The organism is Nocardia sp. NPDC050406, assembly GCF_044459025.1.
Taxonomy (GTDB): Bacteria; Actinomycetota; Actinomycetes; order Mycobacteriales; family Mycobacteriaceae; genus Nocardia.
In genome coordinates this window covers 2,847,303-2,867,667 of record NZ_JBITIM010000001.1, presented here as the reverse complement: position 1 = coordinate 2,867,667, position 20,365 = coordinate 2,847,303, and the positions used below count along the sequence as shown (strand labels likewise).

The 20,365-nt window shown below is 69.2% G+C and carries 14 protein-coding genes; 2 read left to right on the top strand and 12 right to left on the bottom strand.

Going from position 1 to position 20,365, the window contains the following annotated elements; translation table 11 throughout:
• Positions 1 to 17 precede the first annotated feature (17 nt).
• The 3 genes from ACIBH2_RS13445 to glgB all read right to left on the bottom strand — a co-directional run bounded on the left by ACIBH2_RS13445 (position 18) and on the right by glgB (position 3,971).
• The gene (locus ACIBH2_RS13445) at positions 18 to 233 is read right to left on the bottom strand and encodes a hypothetical protein (RefSeq protein WP_397116705.1); all 216 of its coding nucleotides are present in this window, start codon (positions 231 to 233) and stop codon (positions 18 to 20) included.
• A gap of 134 nt (positions 234 to 367) precedes the next feature.
• Positions 368 to 1,732, bottom strand: coding sequence for a TrpB-like pyridoxal phosphate-dependent enzyme (locus ACIBH2_RS13440; RefSeq protein WP_397116703.1), 1,365 nt, complete (start codon positions 1,730 to 1,732; stop codon positions 368 to 370).
• 85 nt (positions 1,733 to 1,817) lie between these two features.
• A complete protein-coding gene (gene glgB / locus ACIBH2_RS13435) occupies positions 1,818 to 3,971 on the bottom strand; it encodes a 1,4-alpha-glucan branching protein GlgB (RefSeq protein WP_397116701.1) in 2,154 nt (717 codons plus the stop codon).
• A gap of 173 nt (positions 3,972 to 4,144) precedes the next feature.
• On the opposite strand from glgB, the gene ACIBH2_RS13430 reads away from it, so the two are divergent.
• Positions 4,145 to 5,011, top strand: a complete 867-nt coding sequence (locus tag ACIBH2_RS13430; RefSeq protein ID WP_397116699.1) for a class II glutamine amidotransferase — start codon at positions 4,145 to 4,147, stop codon at positions 5,009 to 5,011.
• 16 nt (positions 5,012 to 5,027) lie between these two features.
• Here the strand turns inward: ACIBH2_RS13430 and ACIBH2_RS13425 are convergent, their stop codons facing one another.
• The 8 genes from ACIBH2_RS13425 to ACIBH2_RS13390 all read right to left on the bottom strand — a co-directional run bounded on the left by ACIBH2_RS13425 (position 5,028) and on the right by ACIBH2_RS13390 (position 15,430).
• Positions 5,028 to 7,031 carry an alpha-1,4-glucan--maltose-1-phosphate maltosyltransferase gene (locus tag ACIBH2_RS13425; RefSeq protein ID WP_397116697.1) on the bottom strand — a complete coding sequence of 668 codons (2,004 nt, stop codon included), beginning with the start codon at positions 7,029 to 7,031 and terminating at the stop codon, positions 5,028 to 5,030.
• Positions 7,032 to 7,121: 90 nt separating this feature from the next.
• Positions 7,122 to 8,531, bottom strand: coding sequence for a hypothetical protein (locus ACIBH2_RS13420; protein WP_397116695.1), 1,410 nt, complete (start codon positions 8,529 to 8,531; stop codon positions 7,122 to 7,124).
• Between the two features lie 15 nt (positions 8,532 to 8,546).
• On the bottom strand, positions 8,547 to 9,374 hold the full coding sequence (locus tag ACIBH2_RS13415; RefSeq protein WP_397116693.1) for an ABC transporter permease: 828 nt from the start codon (positions 9,372 to 9,374) through the stop codon (positions 8,547 to 8,549).
• Positions 9,371 to 10,327, bottom strand: a complete 957-nt coding sequence (locus ACIBH2_RS13410) for an ATP-binding cassette domain-containing protein (RefSeq protein ID WP_397116691.1) — start codon at positions 10,325 to 10,327, stop codon at positions 9,371 to 9,373. The genes ACIBH2_RS13415 and ACIBH2_RS13410 overlap by 4 nt, the downstream gene beginning before the upstream one ends.
• Positions 10,324 to 11,607 carry a glycosyltransferase gene (locus ACIBH2_RS13405; protein WP_397116689.1) on the bottom strand — a complete coding sequence of 428 codons (1,284 nt, stop codon included), beginning with the start codon at positions 11,605 to 11,607 and terminating at the stop codon, positions 10,324 to 10,326. Before ACIBH2_RS13405 ends, ACIBH2_RS13410 begins: the two co-directional genes overlap by 4 nt.
• Positions 11,604 to 13,016: a condensation domain-containing protein gene (locus ACIBH2_RS13400; protein WP_397116687.1), complete on the bottom strand. Its 1,413-nt coding sequence runs from the start codon at positions 13,014 to 13,016 to the stop codon at positions 11,604 to 11,606. Before ACIBH2_RS13400 ends, ACIBH2_RS13405 begins: the two co-directional genes overlap by 4 nt.
• Positions 13,016 to 14,425, bottom strand: coding sequence for a condensation domain-containing protein (locus tag ACIBH2_RS13395; protein WP_397116685.1), 1,410 nt, complete (start codon positions 14,423 to 14,425; stop codon positions 13,016 to 13,018). Before ACIBH2_RS13395 ends, ACIBH2_RS13400 begins: the two co-directional genes overlap by 1 nt.
• Positions 14,426 to 14,779: 354 nt before the next feature.
• On the bottom strand, positions 14,780 to 15,430 hold the full coding sequence (locus tag ACIBH2_RS13390) for a PaaI family thioesterase (protein ID WP_397116683.1): 651 nt from the start codon (positions 15,428 to 15,430) through the stop codon (positions 14,780 to 14,782).
• Between the two features lie 115 nt (positions 15,431 to 15,545).
• On the opposite strand from ACIBH2_RS13390, the gene glgP reads away from it, so the two are divergent.
• Positions 15,546 to 18,110: an alpha-glucan family phosphorylase gene (glgP, locus tag ACIBH2_RS13385; protein WP_397116681.1), complete on the top strand. Its 2,565-nt coding sequence runs from the start codon at positions 15,546 to 15,548 to the stop codon at positions 18,108 to 18,110.
• On the opposite strand, the gene ACIBH2_RS13380 is transcribed toward glgP, so the two are convergent.
• The gene (locus ACIBH2_RS13380; RefSeq protein ID WP_397117017.1) at positions 18,107 to 20,161 is read right to left on the bottom strand and encodes an AMP-binding protein; all 2,055 of its coding nucleotides are present in this window, start codon (positions 20,159 to 20,161) and stop codon (positions 18,107 to 18,109) included. The genes glgP and ACIBH2_RS13380 overlap by 4 nt on opposite strands.
• Positions 20,162 to 20,365 lie beyond the last annotated feature (204 nt).

Genomic DNA, 20,365 nt, shown 5'->3' with positions numbered 1-20,365 from the left:
CACCGCGTCGGCTCCGACTACGTGGTCGGCTTGGCCGCGCTACCGGAGACCAGGGCCTCGAGCACCTTGGTGAGGGCCGAGGAGGAGCCGGTGCCGGTCGGGTCGGGCTCGCCCGGGGCGACCACCGGCTCGGCGGCGGTCACCGGGATGTCGGCGACGGCTACGCCCGCCGCGCCGCTGAGGATTCCGGCCGCGGCCGCACCGATGAACAGGGCTGTGCCCAGCTTCTTCATGTAGATCAATTCCTATCCAGTGATACTTCACTTCGGGGATGCGACGCCGCTAACCAAATCCACTACATCCCAAACAATCTCGGCAGCCCCCAATAATCGGGCCGGTGATCTTCGGGGGGCGGGCCGAACCGATCTCAGCCGATGGTCGGCAGTCCGGTCAGGGCTTCGTCGATACGGGCTTGGGGCAGTTCGAAATCGGTCATCTCCCCGGAGAGGTAACGCTCGTAGGCGGTCATGTCGAAGTGACCGTGGCCGCACAGCGCGGTGAGGAGGACCTTCTCCTCGCCGGTCTCGGTGCAGCGGCGGGCCTCGTCGATGACGGCGGCGATGGCGTGGGCCGGTTCGGGTGCGGGCAGGATGCCCTCGGCGCGGGCGAAGGTCACCGCGGAGGCGAAGCATTCGAGCTGGTTCTTGGTGACGGCCTCGAAGAGGCCGAGTTCGTACATGTGCGACAGCAGCGGCGACATGCCGTGGTAGCGCAGGCCACCCGCGTGCACCGGGTCGGGAATGAAATCGTGGCCGAGGGTGTGCATCTTCATCAGCGGCGTGAATCCGGCGGTGTCGCCGAAATCGTAGGTGTACTTTCCCCGGGTGAAGGACGGGCAGGCGGCGGGCTCCACGGCGCGAATCACCGGATCGCTACGCCCGGAGAGCTTTTCGCGCAGGAACGGGAAGACCAGTCCCGCGAAATTGGAGCCGCCGCCGGTGCAGCCGATGATCACGTCGGGCGCGCGTTCCCCGGCCGCCGCGAACTGTTGCAGCGCCTCCTCGCCGATGACCGTCTGGTGCAGCAACACATGGTTGAGCACACTGCCCAGCGCGTAGCGGGTCTGCGCGTCGGCGGCCGCCACCTCCACGGCCTCGCTGATGGCGATACCCAGGCTTCCGGGTGAATCCGGATGGTCGGCAAGGACTTTCGCGCCCGCGGCGGTCACCGGGGAGGGGCTGGCGTGCACGGTCGCGCCCCAGGTGCGCATGAGGGTGCGGCGATGCGGTTTCTGGTCGTAGCTGGCGCGCACCATCCACACCTCGCAGTCGATGGCGAACTGCGCGCAGGCGAAGGCGAGCGCACTGCCCCATTGGCCCGCCCCGGTCTCGGTGGTGAGGCGCCGGGTGCCGTCGGCGGCGTTGTAGAAAGCCTGTGGCACAGCGGTATTCGGCTTGTGTGAGCCCGCGGGGGAGCCGCCTTCGTACTTGTAATAGATCCGCGCCGGGGTGCGTAGCGCCCGCTCCAGCCGCCGGGCCCGGAACAGCGGGGTGGGCCGCCAGAGCCGGTAGACCTCCCGTACTTCGTCCGGAATGTCCAGGTAGCGTTCGGTGCTCACCTCTTGGCGAATGAGTTCCATGGGGAACAGCGGGGCCAGATCGTCCGGCCCGATGGGATTCAGCGTCGCCGGGTGCAAGGGCGGCGGCGGGGGCTCGGGCAGATCGGGAACGATGTTGTACCACCGCCCGGGCAGTTCCGATTCGTCCAGGGTGATTTTGCTGCGGTCGCTCATGGTGCACTCCCCAGAGGTGTCCCCTGTGCGCACCATACGCCGCGCTCACGTCCCGAGAAGGCGGTTCAGGCGGATAGCGGTGGATTTACTCCGGAGACAGCCACACGGCGCTGTTGGGGGCCAGTGCGACCGTCGCGGAGGCGGGCCAGCCCTGCCACGGCTGCTCCAGCGCCTCGACCGCGCCCAGGTTTCCGATTCCGCTGCCGCCGTAGGCGATCGCATCGGTATTGACGACCTCGCGCCACCGCCCGGCCCGGGGCAATCCGACCTGGTACTTGGCGTGTTCGGCACCTGAGAAGTTGTACAGGCACACCAGCATGGCCCCGTCGACGCCGTAGCGCAGGAACGACAGCACATTGTTGTCGCGGTCGTCGGCGTCGATCCAGGAGTAGCCGCCGGGTGAGGTGTCCTGGCTCCACAGCGCGGGCTCGGCGCGGTAGAGCCGATTGAGGTCGCGGACCAGACGCTGAATCCCTTGGTGCAGTGGGTTGTCCAGCTCGTGCCAGTCCAGTCCGCGATCGTGGTCCCATTCGCGGAACTGCCCGAATTCCTGCCCCATGAACAGCAATTGCTTACCGGGATGCGACCACATGTACGCCAACAGCGCGCGCACCCCGCTCGCCTTGGCGAAGTCGTCGCCGGGCATGCGCGTCCACAGCGTGCCCTTGCCGTGCACCACTTCGTCGTGGCTGATGGGCAGGACGTAGTTCTCGCTCCAGGCGTAGGTGAGCGAGAAGGTGATCTCGTTGTGGTGCCAGGTACGGTGCACGGGATCGTGGCCGAGATAGCCGAGGGTGTCGTGCATCCACCCCATATTCCATTTCATGGTGAAGCCGAGCCCGCCGACCTCCGTGGAGCGGGTGACCCCGGGCCAGGTGGTGGATTCCTCGGCGATGGTGAGCACGCCGGGATGGCGGCCGTGCACGGTGGCGTTCATTTCCTGCAGGAAGGCAACGGCTTCGAGATTCTCGCGCCCGCCGTACACATTGGGCTCCCAGCCGCCGTCGGGGCGGGAGTAGTCCAGGTAGAGCATGGAGGCGACCGCGTCCACGCGCAACCCGTCGATGTGGAACTCCTCGATCCAGTACAGGGCGTTGGCGACCAGGAAATTGCGCACTTCGTGGCGGCCGAAGTCGAAAACGTAGGTGCCCCAGTCGAGTTGCTCACCGCGGCGGGGGTCGGCGTGCTCGTAGAGGGCGGTGCCGTCCAAGCGCGCCAGCGCCCATTCGTCGCGCGGAAAGTGCGCGGGCACCCAGTCGAGAATGACGCCGATGCCCTTGCGGTGCAGGTGATCCACGAACCAGCGGAAGTCGTCGGGTGAGCCGAAGCGGGCGGTGGGCGCGTAGTAGGAGGTGACCTGGTAGCCCCAGGACCCGCCGAAGGGGTGTTCCGCGACGGGTAGCAGCTCCACATGGGTGAAGCCTTGTTCCGCGACATAGTCGGCGAGCTGTTCGGCGGCCTCCCGGTAGGTCAGGCCCGGCCGCCACGAGCCGAGGTGCACCTCGTAGACGCTGATGGGTGCGCGCGGAGCGTCCAATCGCGTACGGGCAGTGAGCCATTCGCCATCGCCCCAGGTGAAGGCGCTCTCGGTGATCACCGATGCGGTGGCCGGGGGCCGCTCGGTGGCGTAGGCCATCGGATCGGCGTGGTCCACGGTGCGGCCGTCCGCGCCGTGCACGCGGTATTTGTACTTGTCGCCCGGCCCGAGCCCGGGGACGAACAGCTCCCAGATGCCGGATCCGCCGAGCCGCCGCATGGGCGCGGTATTGCCGGTCCAGCCGTCGAAATCGCCGATCACGGCGACCCCGCGCGCATTGGGGGCCCACACCGCGAAGGAGACGCCGACGACCTCGCCGTCGAGGGTGTCGTAGCGGCGCGGATGCGCCCCCAGCACCTCCCAGAGCCGCTCGTGTCGCCCCTCGCCGATGAGATGCAGATCGAGTTCGCCCAGGGTGGGCAGGAACCGGTAGCCGTCGGCGTCGACGACGGTGCGCCCGCCGGGGTAGGAGGTGACGAGGCGGTAGTCCCACAGCTCCGCGAACGGGACGACGCCCTCGAACAGCCCGTGCTCCACGTGGTCGAGCGGATGGTCGACGCCGCCGACGCGCGCCGCCACCGAATCCGCGTGCGGGCGCAGCGCGCGCACCACCGTGCCGTCCGGATGCGGGTGCGCGCCCAGCACGGTGTGCGGGTCGGGGTGGGTACCCGCCGCCAACAGCATCAGGTCACGGCGGTTCATCCGCGGATGTCTCGGGCACGGGTGGCGCACACACTGCCAACTTACTGCGCGAAACCCTCGGCCGGGGCGGGCGGCGGTCGCTGACGCGCCCGCGGGCACCCCGCGCCGGTGCCGCCGCGACTACCATCGCAGGGGAATCGAAACCCTCGCGACCTGCTCGGGTGAGGAGCGCTATGTGCCGGTTGTTCGGTCTGTCGGCCGCGCCGCGGCGGGTGCACGCCACGTTCTGGTTGCTCGACGCGCCCGACAGCCTGTCCCGGCAGAGCAGGCGCGACCCCGATGGCGTCGGGTTGGGGACCTTCTCCGCCGACGGGGTGGCGCTGGTGGAGAAACAGCCGATCGCCGCGTACGAGGATCCGCGCTTCGCCCGGGAGGCGCGCGAGCGGGAGTCGCGGACCTTCGTCGCCCATGTGCGCTACGCCTCGACCGGTGGCCTGGAACCACGCAACACCCATCCGTTCGAGCAGCGCGACCGGCTCTTCGCGCACAATGGCGTACTGCACGGGCTCGCGGAGCTGGACGCCGAACTCGGCCCGTATCGCCAACTGGTGCAGGGGGATACGGATTCGGAACGGTACTTCGCGCTGATCACGGCGCGCACCGACGCGCACGGCGGCGATGTGAGCGCGGGCATAACCGATGCCGTGCGCTGGATCGCCGACCGGCTGCCCGTCTTCGCGTTGAACATGGTGCTCGTCACCGCGACCGAGCTGTGGGCGCTGCGCTATCCCGAGACCCACGAGCTGTATGTGTTGGAGCGTCCGGCGGGTGGGGCGGACGGTGGGCGGCATCTGGTGCACGCGGGGCAGGCCGGGGTGCGGGTGCACAGCGCGCCGCTGGCCGAGCATCCCGCCGTCGTGATCGCCAGTGAGCGCATGGACGAGGATCCGGGGTGGCGACTGCTCGCACCGGGCGAGCTGCTGCATGTCGACGACCGGTTGGGCGTGCACTCGACCATGGTGCGCGAGGCCGCGCCCCGGCATCCGCTGACCCTGGCCGATCTGGACGCGACCGCGGCCGCCTCGCAGACCGGCTACTGAGCGGAGTCGGCGGGGCTCAGTGGAACGAGCGCCGGAAGGCCAATTCCTGCCGCGCGTGCTGCGGCACCGGCGGCAGCACCAGAATGTGCGCGACCGCGTGCGCCGGGTCCAACCGCACGTAATTGCTTTGGCCCCAGTGGTATTCCTCGCCGCTGACCTCGTCGTACACCACCGGCCGGTCGTGCCTTTCGCGGCCGATGGCGGGCAGGTCCAGTGACACCATGCCCTGTTCGGCCCCGAAGGGGTTGAGGTTCACCACGATCAGTACCGCGTCGCCGGTGGTGGGATCGAATTTGGAGTAGGCGAGCAGCGCGTCGTTGTCGGTGTGGTGGAAGTGGATGCAGCGCAACTGCTGCAGCGCCGGGTGCGCGCGGCGGATCTCGTTGAGCCGAGTCACCCACGGCTCCAAGGATTCTCCGCGCGCGGCGGCCTCGGTGAAGCGGCGCGGGCGCAGTTCGTACTTCTCCGAATCCAGGTACTCCTCGCTGCCCGCGTGTACGGCCTGGTGTTCGTAGAGCTCGAAGCCGGAGTACATGCCCCACGTCGGCGCGAGGGTGGCGGCGAGCACCGCGCGAATGGCGAACATGCCCGGGCCGCCGTGCTGGAGGCTCTCGTGCAGGATGTCCGGGGTGTTCACGAACAGGTTCGGGCGGGCCTCATCGGCCTTGGCGGCCAACTCTTTTCCGAATTCGATGAAATCCCATTTGGTGGTGCGCCAGGTGAAGTACGTGTAGGACTGGCTGAATCCGCGTCGGGCCAGACCGTAGAGGCGGGCCGGGCGGGTGAACGCCTCGGACAGGAATACGACATCCGGGTCGCGGTGGTGCACCTGCGCGATGAGCCATTCCCAGAAGTCCGCCGGTTTGGTGTGCGGATTGTCGACGCGGAAGATCTTGACGCCCAGCTCGATCCAGTGCCGCACCACCCGCAGCACCTCGGCGTAGAGCCCGTCGGGGTCGTTGTCGAAATTGACCGGGTAGATGTCCTGGTACTTCTTCGGCGGGTTCTCGGCGTAGGCGATGGTGCCGTCCGGCAGGGTGGTGAACCACTCCGGATGCGCCGCCACCCACGGATGGTCGGGCGCGCACTGCAAGGCCAGGTCGAGAGCCACCTCGAGACCCAGTTCCCTTGCGGTGGCGACGAAGTCGGCGAAGTCCGCCTCGGTGCCAAGGCGCGGGTGCACGGCGTCGTGGCCGCCCTCGTCGGAGCCGATGGCCCACGGCGAGCCGACATCGCCGGGCTCGGCGGTGAGGGAATTGTTGGGCCCCTTGCGATTCACCTTGCCGATCGGGTGGATCGGCGGCAGGTACACCACATCGAAGCCCATGGCGGCAATGCGCTGGAGTTCCTTGGCGGCGGTGGCGAAGGTGCCGTGCACCGGCTTGCCCTCGGCGTCCCAGCCGCCGGTGGAGCGCGGAAAGAATTCGTACCAGGCCCCGACCAGCGCGCGCTGGCGCTCCACGCGCACCGCGTGCTGCGGCCCCCGGGTCACCAGTTCGCGCAGCGGGGTGGCCCGCAGAATGTCGCTCACCTCGACGCTGAAGGCCGGGGCGACGCGCGCGGGCAGCTGTGCGTCACCGCGCAGGGCCGCGGCGGCATCGCGCAGTATCTGCCACTGCTTCTTGGGCACCGCCTGCGCGGCGCGTTCCAGCAGGCGGGCACCGATCTCCAGATCGTTGGCCAGATCGGTCGCGCTCTGCCCGACGGCGAGTTTGGCCTCCACCGCCGAGCGCCAGGTGGCGACGGGATCGCTCCAGCCCTCGATGCGGTAGGTCCAGGTGCCGGGCTCGGTGGGGGTGAACACGGCATTGAAGACATCCGGCTCGTACTCCGGTGACATGCGGATGCGGCGCGGTCGCGAGGAGCCGGGAGCCCGGACGGACAGGGTGGCCGCGACCGCCTCGTGCCCCTCCCGCCACACCACGGCGCGGACCGGGAAAACCTCTCCGACCACGGCTTTCGCCGGTCGGCCGCCGGGGATGGCGGGGGCGGTGTCATCGATGGCGATGCGGCCGGTCACGTCATCGAACTTACCGGGTGGGGCGCCCGGCCGCGCACCGCCACCCCCGCCGCCGCTCGCGGTCGGACCCGTCGGTTCGGGGTGTGGCGGTCACCAGAACCCGGGTCGCAGGTCCCACGCGGCGAGTTCCTCGGCCACATAACCCCGCAGGGTCTCGCGGTCGGGGAAGTAGTCCGGATCCGCGCCGGTGATCGCCAGGGTCACCGTCTCGCCATCACTGGAGTACGCCGTGGTCAACCCCGCCTCGGTGCGCCGGAAGAACGCCGGATCACCGGGCCGCACCACCGGGCGCATGACCACCGCGCGGGCCCGGCGACCGGCGATCTCGGCGACCAGCTGAGCCGTGTCACCGAGATTGGTGCACAGGCAGATCGGCGCTTTCGAGGTGCGCACGAAGCGCCGGGTGAGCGCATCGGGCAGGAGCATCTGGATCGGTTGCAGATGTTGGAGCGGAGGGGTGGTGGCGGGATCGTCGTGGGCGGTCACCGCGCGCTTGGTATTCGCCCGCAAGAGCGCGAGATCCGTGCGCTCGCCTTTCCGGTACGGCACGCCGACGGCGACACCGGTGGTGGCATTGCCGCGCGGATCGTCGAGCCCGCGCATGGATCGCGGAATCTCCACGCGCACTTCACCATCCGTGACGCGCCCGCTGCGGCCGAGAATGCCGACCGCGACGGCGACCATGAGGCCGTTGGCGGTGCCGGAGTTGTCCGCGGCGATCCGGTTCCAGTCGGCGGCCGGGACGGAGACCAGCAGCTCGGCGGGGCGGAAGCGGACGGGTGCGGCCGGTCGGGCGGGACCGCTGGACTCGCCGCTGTCGGCCAGGGCGCGCATGTGCGAGGGATCCAGGGTGGGCGTGGTGAGGTCGGGTCGCGGCTGCCGACTCGGTTCGCGCACATCTCGGGCCGCGATCGCGTGGCGGATACCTCGCAGCACCGCCCGCACCTGAGCCGCCGCGTCGGTGAGGTGGGCGCGCAGTGGATTCTCGGCCGCGCCATCGCCGACGAGCCGTCCCGCGCTCGCGGCTCGGTCCGGTGGCGCGTCGGCGTGCAGCCGTCGCAGGGCATCGGCCACCCCGAACAGGCCGCCGCCGCCGTCGACCGCCACATGCGAGGCGACCAGCGACAGCACCGTACCGCCCTCCTCGATGGGTGCGGCCGACAGTTTCCACACCTCACCGGTACTCGGATCGAATTCGGTATCGCTCTGTGCCGCAAGCCAATCCGGCACCTCGTCAGGCGTGACGGGGATGGTCTGCCAGTCGAGTGGCACGGCCCGGCGCGCCGGGGCCCACCAGGGCCGTGCCAGCGGAACCCGCGTGGTCACCACTCGGCGGGCGAGGAAGCCCTCCGCGAGATGCGCGTGCAGCCGCTCCACCGTCACGCGGTCGAGCGGTTCGTCGAACAGCCACGACAGCTGCACCACCAGTAGCGGGCCGTAGAGCCGGTGCACCTTCCAGAAGAGGTCGTCGTCGGCGGTGAGGCGGTTCAGTTCGGTCATGGGGCGCTCCCGGATTCAGCGTGGCCGCAGCACACGGACGGTGACGAGGGCCGAGACCGCCATGACCACCAGGGCGGCGCAGACCGACCAGCCCGCGTCGCCGCCGAAGCGGCCGGTATTGGCGAGCGTGCGCACCGCCGACACCAGATGCGAGACCGGATTGACGTCGGCGACGGCGCGCAGCCAGCCGGGCATGGCGGAAGTGGGCACCAGGGCATTCGAGGCGCAGGTGAGCAGCATCAGGATCAGGCCGGAAATACCCTGCACCGCGGCGGGTCTGGTCACCGAGACGCCGACCACCGCGAAAACCCAACTGAGCGCGGCGGTCACGAAGATCACCAGCACCGCGGCGGCCACCAGGCCGAGCGGATACTCGGGTCGGTAGCCCATGACGCGGCCGACCAGCAGCACCACGGTCGCGGCGATCGTGTAACGCACCAATCCGGCGGTCAGCGCCCCGGCAATCGGGGCGAGCCGCGCCACCGGCATGGCCGCGAAGCGGTCGTACACACCGGATCTCACGTCCTCGCACAATTGCACGCCGGTGGTCACCGACATGGTCAGCATGATCTGCACCAGCACGCCGGGAATGAGAATCGGCAGGTAGCCGGTCACGCTGCCCGCCACGGCCGTACCGAAGACGCTGCCGAACAGCACCGGCGCGGCGATGGGCAGCGCGACGGCGTCGAAGAGCAATTGCGGACTGCGGCGAAAGACCAGCAGGCCACGCAGCGCCATGATCATGGACTGTCGGGCGGCGGCACCCGGGCCGACGCGAATCACGCGGGGGCGACGGTCGATTCGCGTCACCCGGGCCACGGGTGTCTCGATGGTGGCGGTCATGCGACCCCTTTCGCCGGTGGCCGGTTGGTGAGTGCGAAGAAGACCTCGTTCAGGTCGGGGCGGTCCATTCCGAAGGCGCGCACCGCGATTCCGGTGCGCCGGTACTCGAGCAGGACCGCCATGGCCGTCTCCGCATCGGGCACCGCCACGGCCAGTGCGGCGCCCTCGGGGCTGATCCGCGCGGTGGTCCCCGTGCGGCGTTCGGCCGTGGCGACGGCGGCGGCGAAGCGCGCCGGGTCGGCCACCTCCACCCGAAGCACCTGTCCGCCAAGGGAATCCTTGAGTTCGGTGGCGGTACCGGCGGCCACGATGGCGCCGCGATCCACCACGGCGATCCGGTCGGCCAGCGCATCGGCCTCCTCCAGATACTGGGTGGTCAACAGGATGGTGGCGCCGCCCGCCACCAGCTCCCGCACCGCCGTCCACATGCCCTGCCGGGTGCGGGGGTCCAGGCCGGTGGTGGGCTCGTCCAGGAATATCAAGGGCGGCAAGGTGATCAGCGTCGCCGCCAGATCGAGGCGGCGGCGCATACCGCCGGAGAAGGTCCCGGCCGGACGGCGCGCGGCGGCGGTCAGCTCGAACTGCTCGAGCAGCTCCGCCGCGCGCACGGCGGCCGCGCGTCGCGTGAGCCCCAGCAGGCGGCCGAAGACGCGCAGATTCTCCTCGGCGGACAGGCTTTCGTCCACCGCGGCGTACTGCCCGGTCAAGCCGATCATGGACCGCACCGCCGTGGCCTCGCGCACCACATCGTGGCCGAAGATCTCGGCTCGCCCTCGGTCGGGGCGCAACAGCGTCGCCAGCAGCCGCACCGTGGTGGTCTTGCCCGCGCCATTGGGTCCCAACAGCGCGAACACCGTCCCGGCGGGCACCCGCAGGTCGATATCGTTCAGGGCGCTCACGGAGCCGAAGCTCTTGCCCAGGTGCTCTGCCTCGATGGCGAAGGCCGCGCTCATGGTCGGCTCCCTTCGGTCGGCGCGAATACGACTGTCCGAGAACGGGTTCGCAACACGTGTCCGGCCGCCAACGCCTCGATGGCATCGGCGGCGCACTGCGCGCCGTCGTCGCGGAAGCCGTCGGAGAAGGCCAGTGCGCGTGCGCGCACGGCATCGCTCGTGGCCCGCGTGAGCAAACGCTCCAGCCGGGGCAGGCTCAACCGGGCAAAGCGCGCCGTCGTTCCCAGGCCCAGCGAACTCAACTGCCGACCCCAATAGTGTTGGTCGGCAAGGAACGAGCACACCACCGACGGCACGCCCGCTCGCACCGCCGCGGCGGTCGTACCGGCCCCGCCGTGATGCACCGCCGCCACACAGTGCGGCAGTACTTCGGCATGGTTGACGGCGGGCACGATCGCCACATCCTCGGCGAGTGTGGGTGTGGCCCGCGACCACCCGGAGACGAACAGCAGTCGCCGCCCGATACTCCGGCTGGCCGCCCGCAGCAGGGTGACCAGCGCACCGGTATCGCCCACCGGCATGGAGCCGAATCCGGCGTACACCGGCGCGCTCCCGGCGTGAATCCATTGGGCGAGAGCCATATCCGAGACCGCCATCAGATCTTCGGGCCGTGGGACCACGAACCCGGTGAACGGGCTGCGCGGCCCCCACTCCTGTGCGAGGCCGGGAAATATCCGCTCGTCGTAGGCCTGGATGGCGATGCGCTGGGCCCGCTGCTCGGATTCCGGTGCGACCCGCGCCAATTCGGCGAGCGGCGGGGCCATCGCCCACGCCCGGGCCCGCACCACCGCCGAGACGGCGCGCCGGTTCAGCGCACCGGGCAGCAAGGCCCCGAACCGATTCGGCACGACCGGCACCGAGCGATTGGGCTGGATGGGGAAGAAGTGCACCGCCGCGAACGGCACCCCGAGATGCGCGGCCACCGCGTCGCCGAGCTCCTCATTGGCCATGCCGCCGACCACGACATCGTGTCCGGCGGCCAATTCCAGCAGATCCTCGGCGGCCTCGGCGAAACCCTGCTGATTGAGCCGCCGCAGCGCCGACACCCACGCCGCCGGATGCCCGCCGCGCCCGGTGCGCGCGGCCAGCTGCCTGCGCAGCAGCTCACCGGTGTCGAGTCCGAAACCGACTGCCGGAACGCCACATTCGGCGGCGAATCCGACCAGATTGGGGGAGACGGCGAGCGTCACCCGATGGCCGCGATCGAGCAGTTCGCGGGCCACCAGAATGCCGGGCTGCGCGTCACCGCGACTGCCCGCGAAAGCCAGCAGCATCCTCATGCCGCCCTACCTCTCCGCACCGGCCGCGGCCGGTACTCGCCGGTGGTGGCGATGACGCCGAGGGTGTGCCGCAGCGCCGCCGCGTATTCGGCGAGCCGCGCGCGCACCTCCGGGATATCCGGTGCGCCGAAACTGATCGAATAGTTCGCGCCTCGGGCCAGCCAGAGGGAGACCGTCGAGGTGAAACCCTCGCCGGAGAAGATGCGGATATCCGACTCGGCCGATTCCCCGAGCCGTTCCGCGTCGAGCAGCGTGACGAATCCCGGTTCGCGCGTGACGATCTCGCTGCCCTGCCCGGAGGCCAGCAGCCGTGCGAGCGCGGCATGGGCGGGTAGCGCGGACAGCGCCCGGCTCTGCTCGAGCCCCGCCCGCGCGGCCGCGACCGTCCCGTCGAAATCCGGTTCGGCCTCGATCGGGAAGGTGACCGGAACGAAATTGCACAGCCATCCCTGCGCCGTGGCATACACGCCCGGCCGCGTGGCCACCACATTCACGGCCGTATACCGCCGCTGCCCGGTGTAGGCGTGATCGGTGAGCGCGAGGGCCGCGAACAGCGCCGCCGACGGCTTGGTCCCCGACCGGGCCAATACCCCCTCGAACCGTCGCGCCAGCTGCGGCTCCAGCAGGACTTCGGTGTGGAAGAAGCGCGGATACCGCTGTCCGGCAACGATTTCCGGATGCTCAGGGCCCGGAGCCGGGAGCCGGAAGCCAGTATCGGCCAAGACCCGATGCCAGTGCGGCGCGAGCTCGTCCGCCCGGTCGTCGGCCCGCGCGTACTCCTCGACGGCATACACCGCATTGCGTCCCGGATTGCTTGCGGGCCAGGCGCATTCGGCCGCGTCGCGGTGGGCGCGATAGCGGTCGCCGAGTTCTCGCGCGGCCAAAGCCTGCGAAACACCGTCGCTGACAGCGTGGTCGGCGACGAACACCACATCGAACCCGTCGTCGCCGGGCAGCGCCGCGAAGCCGACGGCGGGCCAGGCGAACGGGCTCAGCTCGCGTGCGAAGTGCTCGATCAGCGCCGCCGACCAAGCGGTATCGGCGGGACCCGGTAGCGGCGTGGTCTCGAATGCCAGGTCCTCCGGATCGACGATATGGCGCGTGAACCGCCCGTCCTCGGCCTCGAACCAGGTGCGCAGCCCGTCGTGCGACCGCACGAAGTCGGTCACCGCCGCCGCCAGGGCCGCGAGATCGAGCTCGCCGGGCACATGGGCCGCGACGCCCAACTGCACGGATCCGGCACTGTCGGGATCGCTGGCCGCCGCGCGCAGATGATCCACCTGGAGAAACGCGGGCGGCACCGCCGAGCACTCGGCCCGCGCGGCGGCCGCGCGGGCGGCGTCGGTGGGGCGCACCAGAATCGGTCGGGTGCTGGCGGTCAGGAGTTCCGTGGGGCTGCCGAGTCGCATTACGCCGCCCCTTCCGCTCGCAGCGGTGCACCGGAGTGCTCGGCCCCGAACTCGCGCAGAATGCCCGCGACCTCGTCGATATACCGATGCATTGCCGTATCGGAGTAGGCGGCGGGGAATCGGGCCGAGATATTCCAGCCCTGGGCGGGCCGCCCGATCCAGAAATACACTTCGTCGGCGGAGTGTGAATCCGCCCGCAGCGCCCGCCAGCGCAACCGCTCCAGCGTACGAATATTCGGCAGTCGGCGCGTATCCACGAAGGACGCGCCGAATCGCGGACGGTCCGTCACCTCGAGGAGATCGAAAACCCGCGAGGCCGGAGCGAACGCGGCCGGTTTGGCGCGGCGCAGGGCGGCGCGAGTGATATCCAGTGCCGCGGTGAATTCGGTCTCCTCGGTCAATTCGATATCGACCGGGAGGATATTGACGAACCACCCCATGGATTCGGCCCATTGCGGCGGTCGCGTGGCCACCGGCATGACCGTGCGGTAATTCGTCGTATGGAAAAGGTTCCGCGCTGCCAGCGCCAGCGCGGCGAACACCCCGGCGGTGGCGCGCTGCCCCACCGCGTCGAGCGCCGCCTCCACCGCATCCGCCTCGGCGGCATCCAACAGCCACCGTGACACGCTGTGCTGCGGCGCGGGATCCTCGGTGTCCGCCACCGCCGTCACCGCTCCGGGCTGAAAGCGCGGGAGCGCGCCGTCCGATTTGGCCAGGAATTCCCGCCACACCGCGACCGCCTCGCATTCGGCAGTCAGTGCCGCGGCGGCCGAGCGCTCCACCGCCGCGAATTCGGCCGAGCCCGTGCAGGTCTGCGACGGCGGCACGATGGCCTCGGCCAGCGCCGCGTAGTAGAGCCGCCGCAGTTCACTGATCACCAACAGCTGCCCGTAGGCGTCCATGACGGAGTGGTCGGCGGCGACCAGCACCGTGAAATCGCGGGAGTCCGCGTGCTCGACGGTGGCGATCAGGCAGTGCGGCCAGATCAACGGTGAGAGCCGCAGTTCCAGCGCGTCGCGCAGGAAGTCGTTGAGTTCGGCCGAATCGCCGACCGTCTCGACGGTTTCGAAGCGCACGTCGATTCCGGTCTCCGGGCAGGTGCGGCGCAGCCATTCGGCGGATTCGTCGAGCCGGTGGACGGTGGTGCGTAAACCTTCGTGCCGGGCGTGCCACCACCGTGCCATGGTGTGCACGGCCTCGTGGTCGAAGGGCGCGTCCATTTCGAAGATGGTGCCGATCCAGCGGCCGCGGCCCGGTCGCGGATCGGCATTGTCGACACTCGCGCAGTATTCGGCGTGCGCGGTGGAGAGCGGTCGTGTGTCGGGCGCCCATTCCCCCGTATTGGTGGCGCTCCACAATGTGAGTTTTCCGGGACGGATTTCGAAGTCCGAAAGGAGCGTGTATTCCATCGAGTTTCCTGATGTCGACGCGCGTCTGTCACGGCGCGCGGAGCTGGATTCGCATGCGTCGGCACAATGCCGGAGTTCTGCCCGAACACCCATGGTCGGCGGAGAACGATGAAATTCGAAGAGATATCGATTCGATGTCGAACCGGTGGCTAGAACATACGACGGTGCGTCAAGGGCGGCCAGAGTGTCCGTGCTCACAGAAAGAGCGAATAGCCCGGCAATAGCCCGGGAAGTGACCTGCGGCGCAGGGGAATCCGGTATTAACCCGGCAAATCGGACATGGCATGTGAATGGCGGATGAACGCGCGCTGGGAATTGTTCACCTGATCGAGAAAGTAATGCGCGGCGTGAATCTTAGGCTTGACCAGGCTTGAGCACGATGAACAAGCCATGGGCCTCGGCACAGAGCCGCTCGCCGTCCTTCAGCGTGGCGCGCACATAGACCTTGCGGCCCTCCTGCCGCTCCACCCACGCGTGCACCTGGAGTTCGGTGTTCAGCGGCGTGATCGACCGGTAGTCGACGGTGAGCGAGGCGGTGCGGGTGACCTGCTTGGCGTACACGGCCGCCGTCATCCCGAGCAGATCATCGAAGCCGAGCGCGATGTGCCCGCCGTGCGCCGCGCCATTGCCGCCGAGGTGGAAGGTGCGGAAGGTGATTCGCGCGTGCACGCCCTCGGGGCTCGCGCGGTCCACCCAGAACGGCGGCAGGGTGATATTGCCGCGCGAGGGCAGATCGTGGCGCCGCCACGTCGGGGCCGACCACTCGTCGACCACGGCCTCGTCGAGCTTGCCGTTGAGCTCCTTCAGCAGGGCGATGGCGTCGAGGGCCACATCATCGGTCGGAGCCGAGAGCCGCACCCGGTCCATGAGGCCGCGCACCTGCTCGATGAGCTCGCCGTAGTGCGGTCCGCCGATGGAGGTGTCGCGCGACAGCTCCTGCATCGGCCGGAATCCGCCTTCGTGGTGCTCGGCGGTGGGAACCGACTCGACCTGCTGCTCAGTCATGAGAACACGTTATCGGTTGCCCGTCGGATGCTCCCGCGCCACCCCCATCGACCGAGGTGAGCGGTACCGGGCAGTAGGCACATATCCGCAGCGGTTACCCGGTAGGGTCTATTGAGTGAAGGCATTGCGTCGTTTCACCGTTCGCGCCCATCTCCCCGAGCGGCTCTCCGCGCTCACCGAACTGGCGACCAATCTGCGCTGGTCCTGGCACGAGCCGACACAGGATCTCTTCGCCGAACTCGATCCCGAACTGTGGGTGGACCTCGGCCGCGATCCGGTCCGCATGTTGGGTGAGGTGCCCGCGACCCGCCTGGACGAACTGGCCGCCGACGAGGGCTACCGGCGGCGGGTCGACGCGGCCGCCGCCGACCTCGACGACTACCTCACCCGACCGCGCTGGTTCCAGCGGCACAATGGCGGGCCGCGCGGCATCGCGTACTTCTCCATGGAGTTCGGCGTCACCGAGGTGCTGCCGAACTACTCCGGCGGCCTGGGCATTCTGGCCGGTGACCATCTGAAGGCCGCCTCGGATCTGGGGCTGCCGCTCATCGGCGTCGGCCTGCTCTACCGGTCCGGCTACTTCCGCCAGTCGCTCACCGCCGACGGCTGGCAGTCCGAACACTATCCGGCGCTGGATCCGCAGGGCCTGCCGCTGCGACCGCTCACCGAGGGCGGCGCGCCGGTCCTGCTGCACGTGCCGATGCCGGAGAACCGGGTGCTGCGGGCGCGCGTGTGGATCGCCCAGGTGGGTCGAATTCCCTTGCTGCTCTTGGATTCCGATATCGCTGACAACGATCCGGAGCTGCGCGCGGTCACCGACCGGCTCTACGGCGGCGACCAGGACCACCGCATCAAACAGGAGATCCTCCAGGGTGTCGGCGGGGTGCGCGCGGTGCGTGCCTACACCCGCGCCAACGATCTGCCCGATCCGGATGTGTTCCATATGAACGAGGGCCACGCGGGCTTCCTCGGTATCGAGCGCATTCGCGAATTCATGGCCGCGGGACTGGATTTCGACGCCGCGCTGACCGCCGTGCGGGCGGGCACCGTGTTCACCACCCACACCCCGGTCCCCGCCGGTATCGACCGCTTCGCCGCCGGACTGGTGCGCCGCTACTTCGGCGGCGCGCACGGGGAACGCGAATCCATTCTGCTGCCGGGCGTTTCGGTGGACCGCATTCTGTCGCTGGGTCGCGAGGCCGATCCGTCCGTCTTCAACATGGCCCACCTCGGGCTGCGACTCGCCCAGCGCGCCAATGGCGTGTCGAAGCTGCACGGTGAGGTCAGCCGCGAGATGTTCGCACCCCTGTGGTCGGGTTTCGATCCGGCCGAGGTGCCCATCGGCTCGGTCACCAATGGCGTACACGCCCCCACCTGGGCGGCCCGGGAATGGATCGACAAGGCGCGCGAACTCATCGGCGACGAACTCGTCGAGGAGGCGCGCGGCTGGGAGGAGATCGGCACCGTCGATCTCGGCGAACTGTGGTCGACGCGCAACGCGCTGCGCCGCGTACTCGTCGGCGAGGTGCGCCGCCGGGTGCGCAAGTCCTGGCTGGAGCGCGGCGCGGCCCCGGCCGAACTCGGTTGGGTGGACGAGGTTTTCGATCCCAACGTGCTCACCGTCGGCTTCGCGCGGCGGGTGCCGACCTACAAGCGGCTCACCCTCATGCTGCGCGATCCGCAGCGGCTCAAGGCGCTGCTGCTCGATCCCGAGCGCCCCGTGCAGCTGGTGGTGGCCGGTAAATCCCATCCCGCCGACGACGGCGGCAAGGCGCTCATTCAGCAGATCGTGCGCTTCGCCGACGATCCGGAGGTGCGCCACCGCATCGTCTTCCTGCCCGACTACGACATGTCCATGGCCCGGTACCTGTACTGGGGATGCGATGTGTGGCTGAACAATCCGCTGCGCCCCCTCGAGGCGTGCGGCACCTCGGGCATGAAATCCGCGCTCAACGGCGGGCTGAATCTCTCCATCCGCGACGGCTGGTGGGACGAGATGTACGACGGCGAGAACGGCTGGGCCATTCCCACCGCCGATGGCGTGCGCGATGAGCACCGCCGCGACGATCTGGAGGCCTCGGCCCTCTACGAACTGCTGGAACGCGCGGTGCTGCCGCGCTTCTACGACCGCGACCACGACGATATGCCGGTGCGGTGGATGGAGATGGTGCGGCATACGCTCCAGACCCTCGGCCCGAAGGTGTTGGCCTCGCGCATGGTGCGCGATTACGCGGTCGAGTACTATCGGCCCGCCGCCGAGTCCTACGGTGCCATCGCCCGCGACGATTTCGCCGGAGCCCGAGCGCTCGCCGAATACCGCCGCCGCATCGAATCCGCCTGGCCCGCCGTGAAAGTCATCCAGGTCGACAGCTCGGGCCTGCACCAGCCGGTGCTCGGGGAGTCTCTGCACCTGTACGCCCGGATCGACCTCGGCGGCCTGGCCACCTCCGATGTCTCGGTCCAGGCGGTGCTCGGACGCGTCTCGCCCACCGACGATCTCTCCGATGTCACCACGGTGCCCATGACGCACACCGGATCCGAGTCGGGCACAGATGTTTTCGAGGTCGAGACGCCGGTTCCGCTCTCGGGCGCGGTCGGCTACACCATCCGTATTCTGCCGCACCACGAATTGCTGGCCAGCGACGCGGAACTCGGTGTGGTGGCCACGCCGAGTCCTTAACTCCGCTGTACCAGTGCGCGTTTGAGGATCTTCCCGGTGGCATTGCGCGGCAGCGCCTCCAGGAAGGTCACATCGCGCGGTACCGAGAAGCGGCTCAGCCGGTGGCGAATGTAGGTGCGCACCATATCCGAGTCGAGTCCGGAGCCGGGGCGCTTGACCACGAAAGCCGCCAGGCGCTGGCCGAATTCGCCGTCCGGCACACCCACCACGGCGACCTCGCTCACCTGCGGCAGATGCGACAGCGCCTCCTCCACGGCGCGCGGGAAGACGTTCTCGCCGCCGGAGATGATCATCTCGTCGTTGCGGCCCGCCACGAAGAGCTTGCCGGTGGCGTCCAGATAGCCGATATCGCCGGTGTCGAGCATGCCGTCGGCCTCGTCGGGCGGCGTGGCATCGGTGTAGCCGTCGAAGAGCATGTGATTGCCGACGTAGATGCGTCCGGTCGTGCCCAGCGGCACCGGCCGCCGATCCGGGTCCAGCACACCGATTTTCGTGCCCAGCGGTGGACGTCCCGCCGTGGTGGGGGAGACGCGCAGATCGGCCGGGTCGGCGATGCTCGCCCACGACACCTCGGTCGAGCCGTACACGTTGTAGAGGATGTCGCCGAAGGTGTCCAGGAACCGCACCACCGTCGAACCATCCAGTGGCGCACCGCAACTGGCCACCATCTTCAAACTCGACAGGTCGTAGCGCGCCCGCACCTGCGGCGGTAGATCGAGGATGCGGTTCACCATGACCGGCACCACGATCAGCGCGGTCACCCGGTGCTCGGCGATCAGGCGCAGACAGTTCTCGGCGTCGAAGCGGTCGGTGAGCACCACCGTCGCCCGAATGGCGGTACTGATCTGCAAGGCCGCCAGTCCCCACGTGTGGAAGAGCGGGGAGGGCACCAGCATGGTCTCGTGCATGCCGAACGGAATGCGCGAGAGCAGCGCCGCCACCGTGCCGAAACCCTTGGGGTGCGGGCGTTTCGCGCCCTTCGGCACGCCGCTGGTGCCCGAGGTGAGCACGACGAGCCGCCCTGCCCGCGGCGGTTTGGCGGGTGGCCGGTGTCGCAGCACGACGAGGTCCTCGACGGTCGCGCGCTCCGATCCGGGCGGCCGGTCGTCGGTGGTGTAGCGCGGCAGCTCCGGCGGCAGATACCGCACCAGATGCTCGAATTCGGCGTCCACGAACAGCGCCGCGAGCCCGTGTCGGTGCACGATCTCCTCGATCTGCCGCGCGGGCAGCCCGGTATTGAGCAGGACGGTGTCGGCCCCCGCCTTGCCCGCCGCGACCATGACCTCCACCATGCCGATGTGGTTGCGGCACAACAGCCCTACGCTCGCGCCCGGGCCCAGGCCCGCGGCCGCCATGGCGCCCGCCAGGGCGTTCGTGCGCTCGTGCACCTGCTCGAAGGTGCTGCTGTAGCGGTCGTCGACGACCGCCGGACGCCGAGGGGAATGCGCCGCCGCGGCCGCGTACCCACCGGCCAGGGTGAAACCCCACTTCGAGAGGCGGCCGAGCTGTTTCAGGGCCAGGTCGGGCCGGTAGGTGCGGACCACGCCCGAGGCCACCATCTGCTTGGCCACCCCGGCCTGGAGGCGCACCGTCGAATTCTCGCCGTTGACGATGACCGAGGTCGGCGCCGCGGTGACGAGTTCGGCCACGCGGCGGAGCCCGGCTCGTACCCAGGCCGTCACCGCCGTGTTCGGCAGTCCGGCGAGCGCCGGATGCATCCGGCTGGCCGCGAAGAAGGTGACGGCGACGCGGGTGCGGTCACCGATCTCGCGCAGCCGCACGGTGGCGAAACTGCCCTGCGCGGGGCAGTGCATCTCGAAGCTCTCGTGCGTGCGGCCCAGCCGCAGCTGGGCTTGGACGACACGAATATCGCCGCCCGACGGACCGATTCGGAAATTCAGGGTGGGGTGTTCTCCGGGCAGATCCACTTGCTCGCACGCACCGATGCCGGGAAAGAGCCGGGGATAGGTCTGCGGCTCGACGAGCACATCCCAGAGTGTCTTGCGGGCGATCGCGAACTCCGCGACCGCGTCGATGACGTCGGTTACCACTGCTTGCACTTCTCGCTGGCCGGTTCGATCGCTCGGGTCGGCGGATAACGTATTTGTAACGTCCCAGACAGTAGGGGTCAAGGATTTCGAATTACCCGTGGGTAATCCCTTTAATTGCCCGGATATTGCGCAGGTCGTCGCGGTAATCCAAGTACCAGTCAGGTGCGATTGCCCACTATTCGCCCGGGTCGGATGCGAACGTCC

Coding starts and splice junctions, on each gene's coding strand:
- ACIBH2_RS13445 (WP_397116705.1), bottom strand. CDS start 233: ATGAAGAAGCTGGGCACAGCCCTGTTCATCGGTGCGGCCGCGGCCGGA.
- ACIBH2_RS13440 (WP_397116703.1), bottom strand. CDS start 1,732: ATGAGCGACCGCAGCAAAATCACCCTGGACGAATCGGAACTGCCCGGG.
- glgB (WP_397116701.1), bottom strand. CDS start 3,971: ATGAACCGCCGTGACCTGATGCTGTTGGCGGCGGGTACCCACCCCGAC.
- ACIBH2_RS13430 (WP_397116699.1), top strand. CDS start 4,145: ATGTGCCGGTTGTTCGGTCTGTCGGCCGCGCCGCGGCGGGTGCACGCC.
- ACIBH2_RS13420 (WP_397116695.1), bottom strand. CDS start 8,531: ATGACCGAACTGAACCGCCTCACCGCCGACGACGACCTCTTCTGGAAG.
- ACIBH2_RS13415 (WP_397116693.1), bottom strand. CDS start 9,374: ATGACCGCCACCATCGAGACACCCGTGGCCCGGGTGACGCGAATCGAC.
- ACIBH2_RS13410 (WP_397116691.1), bottom strand. CDS start 10,327: ATGAGCGCGGCCTTCGCCATCGAGGCAGAGCACCTGGGCAAGAGCTTC.
- ACIBH2_RS13405 (WP_397116689.1), bottom strand. CDS start 11,607: ATGAGGATGCTGCTGGCTTTCGCGGGCAGTCGCGGTGACGCGCAGCCC.
- ACIBH2_RS13400 (WP_397116687.1), bottom strand. CDS start 13,016: ATGCGACTCGGCAGCCCCACGGAACTCCTGACCGCCAGCACCCGACCG.
- ACIBH2_RS13395 (WP_397116685.1), bottom strand. CDS start 14,425: ATGGAATACACGCTCCTTTCGGACTTCGAAATCCGTCCCGGAAAACTC.
- ACIBH2_RS13390 (WP_397116683.1), bottom strand. CDS start 15,430: ATGACTGAGCAGCAGGTCGAGTCGGTTCCCACCGCCGAGCACCACGAA.